Genomic DNA, 11,411 nt, shown 5'->3' with positions numbered 1-11,411 from the left:
CTCGCTTGAATCAATCAACTGAGGACAAAACGGAAGCTGCTTGTTGAAGAAATTCATTTTTACTTTTTGTTTTCCCGACAAGTCGAGGTACGGTTTACTTTTTGGTCTATTTTACTTTTTCAATCCTGGTTGGTTCGCAGTATGGGAAACAAACGTCGCACTGACGCTGATACTCAACTGTGTGATCAACCGGGCAGTTATCAAGGCTGTAAATTCTGACAGTATATGTTTCTGTCGCACCTGACGGGTTACCTACATCTTCATAGATTCTGCCGTCTTCAGGAATCACAGCCGGTACCGCTGGTATGGCGGTAGCCGCATTGTATGTACTACCCTGACTGAAGGAGTAGGTCTCGCCGGATCTGAACCCGTTTATCAAGATTACTCCGTTATTCAATGCTATTGCTCCTGCACATGTAGTGTTGATTGGAATTGCCTCTGCATTTGATAAGTCTCTTATCTCAGCCACTCCTCTTGATCTTTCAAAATTCTGGCAATCATTGGCATCTGTACAACTTACATAATAGTAGCTCGTAGCATTCAGTGAATCCGTCACAAATGTTGTGCCAAAGCCAATTGGATTAAGTGCGTCATAACTACTATACCAGCTCAACGTTCCTCCGGAACATCCTGATGCTGAAAAAGTTATTTCACCCGGACCACATAAAAATTGATCTGAAATATTTGGAGATGAAGGTGCTGCATTCACCACGACCGCAGCGGTATCAGAGCTTGAACAGCCATTGACATCTAAAACATTAACGGTATAGGTGCCCTGATAACTGGTAAGTCCGTTAGCTCTTATTGGGTTTTGATCAGTAGAAGAAAAACTATCCGGACCGCTCCAGTTATAGGTATCTCCCCCGCTCGAAATCAGCGTGATATCCTCGCCTTCACAGAAAATACCGCCGTTAGCAACTACCACCGGTAAAGGGTTTACAGTTATCGTTACGGTATCCTGATCAAAACAGCTATTGGTATCAGTGGCTGTAACTATATAGGTTGTAGTTACAGAAGGCGTCACAGCCTGAGCACTGCCATCTGAAAGACCGTTATCCCAGCTGTAAATAATTGGAGCATCTCCACCGGTACTAGAAGCCAATAAGTTCACCGTTACACCAATACATATAGTCGTATCCTGATTTACAGAAACAACTGGTGACGGATGATCAACCATGATGACTGATCCCAGATCTACAGGACATTCATCATTCTCCCATCTTACCCAAAGGTCATAGGTACCGGGAGCAAAATTGCTGTAAACAATGCTTCCTGAATTGTCGTTGACAGGCGTTTGGAAAGTGGTGCCGCCATCCCAGCTAAATTCCAGCTGACTACGGGTAGACTCATCAGGAAAACTAAATGTTATTGTACCGTTATCTATTGTACACGTGGGATCGGTGAAAGAAACTGCAACCACAGGAGCAGGACGGTCACTAATCGTCACTGAACCCAGGTCTTGAGGGCAGTAATCACCATCCCAACGTGCAAATAGTAGATAGGTACCTTCTGAAAGCGTATCAATACTGAATGAACCAAGGTCATCAGCTATATGATACGGATATGTCAAACCTCCATCGAGACTGAACTGAATTGAATCTCTGTTCGCCTCATCATTGAAGGTGAATGTTATTTGTCCGTTATTCGGAACACATAATGGGTCTGTTGATGTAACCGTTACATCTGGTAAATCATAGACCGTAAGTGTGTATTGAGTCGATGTAGCCTGATCGCAGCCAACTCCATTGGCATCAGCCAGAACTCTGTAAGTAAATTGACCAGGAACAGCCGTTGAAGGGGTGTATAATGTATCATTTTCTCCGATAATATCATTCCATGAAGTACCGTCAAATGACTGCCATTGGAAGGTAAATGGACCGATACCTTCCTGAGGATTCGCCTCAAAAACAACCGGTTCTCCTTCACAAATATTCAAAGCACTTGGAACCAGTTCAACCCTGACTTGCGGCTCAATTTCAACTACTGCAACGTCTGAGGTAGCCGTTCCACAACCATTACCCTGAGCTACCGCAATTACCCTGTAATAGAACACACCAGTATCTGCTGTTGACGGAATTAAACTTGTTCCGGTAGAATCTGTGATATCTGAGAATGAAACACCATCAGAAGCGTATTGCCATTGATAAGTAATAGTGCCTGTTCCTGAAATAGTATCTGCTTCAAGCTCAACAAAACCATCGGTACACACCATTGCGTTGTTGACTACTATCTCCACATCAAAGTTTGGCAGAACTTCAATCGCTGCCACCGCAGAACTAACGGTACCACAGCCCGGGCCATCAGAGGTTACCTCCACATAATAGTAGTACATACCCTCTACAGTAGGAGTAATAGTCAGAAGACTATCCGTATCAGTGGTAATCTCATTAAAAGGCCCGCCTGCACTGGTTGAGCTAAACCACTTGTAAGTGATATTTCCGGTTCCATTTGTGGTATCCGCCAGTAGTTCTACGGTACCTCCCAGACAAATGACATTACCATTAGCAGTTACATCAACTGAGAATACAGGAAGAACTTCTACGGTAGCCACATCTGAAGTAACCGTACCACATCCAGCTCCTGAGGCAGTAGCCTGAACCTGATAGTAAATTATCCCATCAGCGGCGGTAGAAGGGACATAAACCGAATCCGTTTCGCCGGAAATGGCAGTAAACGGACCACCTGAATTTGAAGAGCTAAACCATTGGTAAGTGATATTTCCCGTACCATTAACCGTATCTGCTTCAAGCTGTACTGCTCCGCCAATACATACAAGAGCATTATTTACTGTAACATCAACATCAAATACCGGAAGTACTTCCACCCTTGCTGTATCGGATTCAGCAGTTCCACAACCTTCTCCGTCTGAAGTGGCAATTACTTTATAATAATTCACTCCTTCGGAACTGGTATTCGGGAAAATACTACTACCAGTGCTGTCGGTCATTGTAGTGAAAGTGATGCCGTCTGCCGACTGATACCATTGGTAGCTTACTGTGCCGGTACCTGAATTAGTATCAGCTACAATTTCGACAAGACCTCCAATACAAACAATATTATCGTCAGCGGCAACATCAACCGAGAAGTTTGGTAACACTTCAACAGATGCCGTATCTGAATTCACAGATCCACAACCTGGCCCGCTGGCCGTAGCTTCGATAAAATAATAATGAATTCCTGCAGTAGTAGGTGTAACCGTCAAAGCAGAATCAGTTTGACCAACCATTTCAGTAAATGGTCCGGCAGGGTTTGTTGATTCAAACCATCTGTAAGTAACATCACCCGTCCCATTGGTGGTATCAGACACTAATTCCACCTCACCACCCAAACAGATAGTGCTGTTATTCAAGGTAACATCTACTGAAAACTCAGGCAATACCTGTACCGAAACTACTTCTGAAGTATCCATACCACACCCTGCACCGCTTGCTGTAGCCTCTATCTGGAAATAACGGATACCCGGGAAGCCCGTAGCTGGTGTGTAAGTGTCATTCACAGCCCCACTCAACAGAGTATAAGGGCCAGCTTCATTGGCTGAAACAAACCATTGATAGGTAATCGTACCAAAGCCGCTGATACTTTGACCTTCCAACTCTACCAATCCACCTATACAGACGACCGCATCATCAGTTACCAGATCTACAATAAATTCTGGCAGAACCTGAACCATGGCAGTATCAGAAGAGACTGTTCCGCAGCCTTCCCCAGAAGCTGTAGCCTGCACCTGATAGTACATAATACCTTCAGATGAGGTTGATGGGAACAGATTAACATTTGTACTGTCGGTAATCGGATTAAAAGTTACCGCGTCTGTAGAACTGAACCACTGATATGTGATTGTTCCGGTTCCGGAACTGGTATCAGCAACCAATTCTACCAAACCATCAGCACATACTAAACTGCTGTCAATTACAACATCAACAGAAAAATTAGGCAGTACTTCAACTCTCGCAGAATCGGATGGCGGATAGTTACAGCCATTCCCATCAGAATTCACAACCATGCGGTAGAATGAAACTCCTAAAGTTGAAGATGGCACAGTCAAATTTTGACTGGTTTCTCCGGCTAAATCCGTCCAGGGTGCATTCCCGCTGGCACTGGATTGCCATTGATAGGTAAGATTACCTGTTCCACCGGAAATCGTCGGTATAAGTGTTACAGTTCCGCTGGCACAAAGAGTGGTATCCGCAACATTGACAGAAACAAATGGATCAGAGACGACTGTGAACAAGACCGCATTAGACATCGCATCATTACAGTCAAACGTTAAGTCCTCAACAAAAACACGATAGTATCTGTCACCGGCAACATTCGTAGGTGGCATGTAAACTGAGTCTTTTTCGCCAACCACTTCCGTCCAGGTACCATTGGTATCTAAGGTGGTGAACCAGGTAAACTCAAAATTACCCGAGCCTCCAATGACATGAGCCGTGATGTCACCTACCCCGTCTATACAGACTGAATCTTCATCAATCGAGACGGTTAAAGTTGGCTGGTCTTCTACCTCCACCAAAACTGTATCTGTTACCGGACAACCCGCCGAGTCACGTGCGGTTACGATATACTCTGTAGTCACTGAAGGATTAACCAGAATAGATTGTGTTGTTTCTCCGGTACTCCATTCAAAAGTATAAGGTGATCCTCCGCCGGACGGAATCGACTCAAGGGTGAGGCTGCCACTACCAATACATTTAATCGTGTCCTCAGTTAGTGACATTTCCAGAGGTGGTACCAATATTTTGGTCAAACCGCTTGTCACAACACAACCCGGGCTATTAAATCCGTCTGAAGTAGTAGACAGAATAATTTGGTAGTCAACACCGCTAATTGCTGAAGGAACCGGAGTTGGCAATGAGAAGCTCACATCCATTACATTTGAATTGTAGGTTCCCTGCTGTACCGCCGAAACGTCAGTCCAGGTAAGACCATCGTCGGTGCTTTCCTGCCATTTATAGTACGTATATTCTTCAAGCTGATCAGTTATCGTGGCAGAAATCTGCTCGTTTAACCCACCTAAACAAGCGATCGTGGTACCACTCAACTCTATTTCCAGAGGACATTTACTTACGACGATATCATCAATAATCCAGTCATTTCCTCCACCACCAGGAGCATTATTCCGAATACTGAAGACTGCCTCACTAATGTTTCCGGTCTGGAAGGAGAATCCCACTTGAATCCACTCGCCGAAAACAGTGATATTACCAGTTGTATATTTTGAAACACCATCAATCAAAAAGGCAAGATTTGCCCTGATGCCGTTATAACCAGGTGCGTGCGTGTCTCTTATCCAGGCTGTGAAGTTATATTTTGAATTTGGGCAAAGATCTCCGATCTGTTGTTCTACAACTACATTTGGCTCATAGGAAGCGTTAACCACCATCATGTAGCCTCCGGTGTCTCCCGGCGTATGATCTTCCGGAAGGGTTTGCCATGAACCTCCGAAAATACCTCCACCCGGGTTTGAACTTCCATTACAATCCAGTTCATTGACAATAGTATAAAATCCGTCGTTCGGAGAGTTACAGTTCATGAATACATATCCATAACCTGTTTGCTCCTCCGGCAGCGGCGGGCCCTGAACATCAACACCTGAACCAAAATCACCATTCACAAACTTATTTCCTTCAGGACCTACCTCACAGAAGGTAGAAATTTGACACGGAGTCCCGGAATTTGGAACGGTAATAACCTGCTCTTTATAACAAAATGCACTGTTATATCGCTTCACACGAACATAGTAGGAGCCTGGCTGGAGGCTGTCGATGGTATTTGCGGGAGAAAGAGAAGAAACAGGAACATATTCCCTGTCTTGCAGACCAATCCAGCTCACTTCATCTGTCTCCGCAACACCTTGTAGCGTAATGGAACCATCGAAGGCAAAACATTCGGATGCCGCGGTAACACTACTTCCTGTAAAGAAGTTACCCCCGTTTGAGGTAAGAGTGATAATGACTGTTCTACAAATATTCTGGCTACTCCGATCTTTCACAAAAACCAAATGAGAACCTACACCAAGATTATTAATTCTACCTGTTGAAGTACTGTGGGTACTTCGTATCCAGTTGATGCCATCGATACTAACTTCAAACCTCCCGTTACCATAATCCTGAGCCAGAATATAACCGTCAGTAGCACCACAATTACTTGGATTAGTCGGTAACAGACCCAACCAGGTTCCACAAATACTACCACAATCGGTATTGATGACCAATTCAGTTGTGGCCGTTTCTGTACATCCGTTCGCTGCAGTGGCTGTGAGTGTGTAAATTCCATCCGAGCTCGGTGATGTTACAAATTTGGGAGACTGGGCATTACTGGTAAAACCATTCGGGCCATCCCATCGGTAAGCCACAGCATTATCCGCACTACCAAAAAGAATAGCCGTTGTATAAGCACAATGGATACCCGTAGTGGACGCCTGTACATTAAAAGGAGGCTGTAAAGCTTCTACTCTGACTTCGGAACGGGTCTGGCTTTCACAGGTGTAAATGATGCAGTCAGCATAATAATATTCCACATCACCGATGTTCATATACGGCGTGGTATAAGTGTTTCCAGTTGCTAAAACTGTATTGGTGTTATTGGTGGCGTACCAATTGATCGTCCCTACACAGCCTGACGCTGTAAGAGTAGCCGTTCCGGCACCGCAGATATTGACATCAGCAGCAGCTGGTGGATCAGGGAACGGGTGAACCGTTACAAAAGTGGTGGCCGTATTAGTACAGCCCAGACTACTTGTACCTGTTACAAGGTAACTTCCGGACATGGCCGGCGTAACGTTATTACGCCCCCAGGTTGAACCAGTCTTTGTAGCTCCGTCAGGCGATAGCCAGGAATATGACTGAGCTCCGGAGGCCGTAAGGTCAATCACATCTTCAACACAGACATCATTATTAGTTGCAAAAGCAATAACTGTTGGAAGAGGATTCACAGTTACATCTACGCTGTCAATATTCTGACAACCGTAAGCATCTGTCCCCTGTACATAGAACATGCCGGCATGAATATTCTGAATATTGGGTAAAGTGGCGTTTTGATCACCAGAGGCATAACCATCTGGACCAGACCATAAATAGGAGATTCCTCCGGAAGCACTCAAATTCAACGTTTCATTCAAACAAACGGGATTATTGCTTGAAGATGCAGAGATATTGGGCAGGTTTCTGATGGTGATATACAGGGTATCTGTATCCACACAAGAGGCTGAATCCGTCACTGTAAGGTAATAATACCCTGATCTTGAAGGAATAATTTTGGCTATTGCCGGGTTTTGGAGTGTTGAACTAAAACCTGCAGGACCCGACCATTGAAAGCTGTTACCTCCAAGACCACCAAGAACCACCGACTCCTGATCGCAATAAATTGAATCAGCTACAATCTGAGCATTAGGCTCAGATACCACAACCGAAAGTGTATCTCTGTTGACACAGGAATTAGTACCAGTTATTTCAAGTATATAATCACCGGAATTAACCGTCCCGACATTCGAAATTGAAGCCGTCTGAGCGGTTGAACTAAAACCATTGGGGCCTGACCAGCTGTAACTCTGACCAGTATTAGAAGCCAGACTTATGGTAGAACCGTAACAAACAATCTCGCTACCTGTTGCTTCTGCCAAGGTATAATTGACCACAACATTCACGGAATCTTTATTTACACAACCCTCTGCATCAGTCACTTCAACTACATAATACCCCTGCTCCAAGGTATCAATAGAACTCACGGATGCTCCTGAGGAAGAAGATGAAAATGCCTCAGGTCCTGTCCATGTATATGAAATTCCACCCGTGGCTGTTAATGAAAGGTCATCAAACTGACAAAGGGTTGATGAACCCGATATTGTAATCGTGGGCAAAGGATTCACAATAACCGCAAAAGTAGCCGTAGCCGTACATCCGCCTGGCTTTGAGACGGTTACCGAGTAGGTACCATCAGCTGCTGTGGAAGCATCGGCAATAAATGGTTCTTCTAATGTTGAAGAGAAACCATTCGGGCCTGTCCACGAATAATCTATCCAGTTTTCACCAGCCAGTTTCAGGGTATCGCCGGCACAAATTTCAGGTGTACCTGTGATCGTAGGTGAACTGGTCAGAATATTGACTTCTACCGTAGATGTAGCCGTACAACCCAGCGAGTTGGCCACAGTGAGTGTGTAAAAGCCTTCATTGGCTGTAGTAGCACTCGAAATTGTTGTGTTGGCTGTTCCGGACGAGAACCCTCCCGGCCCCAGCCATGAATAGCTAATTCCCCCACTTGAATTCAATTGAATGGAATTCCCGACGCAAACCGGCGAATTTGAACTTACTGTGAGAGCCGGCAAGGCCAGTGTAAGCGAAATGGTTGCTGTGGCAGAACATCCGGCGGCATTGAAAACAGTAACTGTATATATACCTGATTTGGCATTCGTAACATTAGTTACGGTAATATTTCCGCTGGTATTGGTCTCGCTGAACCCACCAGGCCCCACCCATTGGTAAGAGATACCTCCGGAAGCCGTAAGATTGGCATCGTCACCTGTGCAAACTTTTACCGTGTCCATTACAGATGCATTCGGCAAACTGAAAACCGTTATTTCCGTAGTTGCTGAAACAGGACAAGAAGAGGTAACATTACTGGTCACCGTATATGTCCCTTCCTTATTTGAGTTAATATTACTGATCAGTGGATTTTGCTGAGTAGAGCTGAAGCCGTTTGGTCCTGCCCAGGTAAAGGTGGTACCACCTCCGCTTACTGATAACTGTACACTTCCTCCGCTACATTCAGGGCCGTCATTTGAAGCCGTTATGGAAGAGCTCAGCACAATGACATTTGTGGTGGCTGTCGCCGAACATCCTGATCCGGATTGCGTCGCGGTCACAGTATAGACACCTGACTTTGAGATGGTCGCCAGACCGGCTGAAACTGAGGCTCCGGAAGAAGAAAAAGCATCAGGGCCGACCCAGCCGTAACTATTGCCACCCGTTGCATTTAAATTGATGGTCTGTCCCTCACAGAATGGTCCGGTATTGGAAGCCGTAGGGTTCATGGTGGATGTTACGGTCACATTGGTCGAATCTGAGTTGACACAACCGTTTACATCCACAACTTCAACTTTATACGACCCCGAATAGGTAACGTTTACCGGTGAGATCGTCGGATCCTTCACCGTATAGGTATTGTTTAATGGATCTGTCCACAAATAAGAGACAAAACCACTGTTTGAGGTCAGATTTAAAGTACCTCCACCACAAACCGGACTGTTACTGGACGGGAAAACTACTGGTAAATTATGAACCACCACCTGAACCGTGGCTGTTGCTGAACAACCGCTGGCATCTGTGGCGGTTACATTGTACACCGTACTCATGTTAGGAGTTACAGTTTTTGAAGCACCTGTCCCTAAACCACTTCCCCATGAATAATTTACCGGCGAAACTCCATTTTGAAGCGTGGCCGTCAACGTTGTACTTTCTCCAATACAAATCCCAAGGTCACCGGTCACATTCATCGTACCTCTTGATTGCAGAATGGTATAATCACCCAGATAGACCGGACATTCATCGTTATCCCATCGAACCCAAAGTGAATAGGTACCCGGTGCCTGACCTGAATAGGTAACAGAACCACTGTTATCAGGAACCTGAGCCAAGTAAGAACTCCCTCCGTTTAAACTAAACTCAAGTCCGCTTCTCCCACTTACGTCCGGAAAAGTAAAGGTGATTGCACCATCATTTAATCCACAGGTAGCCTCAGTCAGGCCGACGATAGCCTGAGGAACCTGCTCAACAAGAACCGCCACAGTAGCTGTGGCCGTGCAGCCATCATACTCGGCTGTAACCGTATAGATTCCTGTAGCCGATGTGGTTACATTCGGAATTGAAGGCGTCTCATTTGAACTTGTAAACCCATTTGGTCCTACCCAACTGTAGGTAGATCCTCCGGGAAGAGTTCCTGAGGTAAAATTCAAAGTTGCCCCGGCACATAATGGCCCGTTAGAGGTTGGATTTAAACCAACCAGATTACATTCGTTAATGATTAGTTCGGTCTCAAGCAAACCACAGACTTTCCCACCAGCTCCGTTGTCTTCATAGAGCGTGGTTGTAATGTAATAGGTTCCTTCCCCCCAGTTGTAAGGGTTGTTGTCATTCGGGCTACGGTAAGGTTGGGTGTTTTCAGTATTTGATGTATTTGCGTCTCCGGTAATATCGAAGGTTACACTTACACCATTATTATCATCAGAGCCGCTCAAACCATTCACGATAGCCTCCAGATTCCAGGAAGTTGGCAACTGATTGGAATAAATTGTTGCCCCTGCGGTAATGTCAATATCAGCTCCACCACCTAAATCATTTATAACGAGCTGACTCAGATCTTCACATTCATTATCATCTACACAGGAGATTGTGGCATTCCAGCCGCTGCCTTCTCCATTACTGTTTGATCTAAATCTGAAAGTCAAACAATTGTCTGAGGAAGTATAAACGTCGCCATCATGATTTTTATCAATTCTGGCTATCCTATCAGCATTTTGATCAATGCCGTCAAAAATCTCAAGACGATCTCTGTTTTGTGTATTAAAACTATTAAAAGTAAACCGAATGCGTTGACCATAGGGAGCACAGTAGGTCACGTAATAGTCTTCATTGGGCGAATAATCATTGAAGGGCCCACCGGTATCGTAAAAATTGCCTGAACAGGTTGGCGAAATTTCTTCGATAATAGAGACATCGTCAATGGCAAAGTCATTGCCTGAATTTCCTCCCTGATTGTTATGAATCGCGATCGTTTGAAAACCAGTGGTTGTGGCAACAAAAGTTACTTCCAATTGTGTCCATACACCATCAACAGCTTTAACAGTTGTTCCGACTTGAGAACCACCTACCGACCAGTATAACTCACCGGCATTAGAACCACCCCAAAAGTCACGAACCCATACCGAAAAAGTATAGGTTCGCCCGGCTTCCAGATAAAAGTTATTGTACCAAATTCGATGACCGGCCCAGCTGGCACCGTCCACGATCATCATATTGTTTCCCGGAGTATGGTCCCCAAAATTGGGTGCCCAGTTCCACTCATTGTTTGGATTGCTGGTTATCTCATGACTACCGCCACTACCGCCGTTTGAATAGTTGGTCGGTACATCTGAATTGTAACCCCTGTAAGTGTTATTGCTATCAAAGTCTCCGTTTTCTACAAGCTCTCTCTGAACGTTTTGCGAAAAGCTGTTTTGAGCAAAAAGGACGAATACAAACGCCAAAACCCTCCATAATGGAAGGCTATAAGTTACCGCTAGCGGACTATATATCTTTTGATCGTTTTTAATCACCTATCTTTTACTTCTTGAAAAGATCCTTGAACCAGAAAAACCGGCATCCTTGATCCGGAGAGTTAACTCCTGATCAGAGTAGTGAGCTCTGACTAATCAATTA

Annotated in this window: 1 protein-coding gene; it reads right to left on the bottom strand. The window is 44.9% G+C overall.

Translation table 11 applies throughout. The features are described from left to right. Positions 1 to 106 precede the first annotated feature (106 nt). Complete coding sequence (locus AFM12_RS01060) at positions 107 to 11,308, bottom strand: Ig-like domain-containing protein (RefSeq protein ID WP_055143301.1); 11,202 nt, start codon at positions 11,306 to 11,308, stop codon at positions 107 to 109. Positions 11,309 to 11,411 lie beyond the last annotated feature (103 nt).

This window comes from Jiulongibacter sediminis, from assembly GCF_001306455.1.
Lineage (GTDB): Bacteria > Bacteroidota > Bacteroidia > Cytophagales > Spirosomataceae > Jiulongibacter > Jiulongibacter sediminis.
Note: the sequence above shows the minus strand (reverse complement) of the source record. Positions and strands in the feature narration are given on the sequence as shown.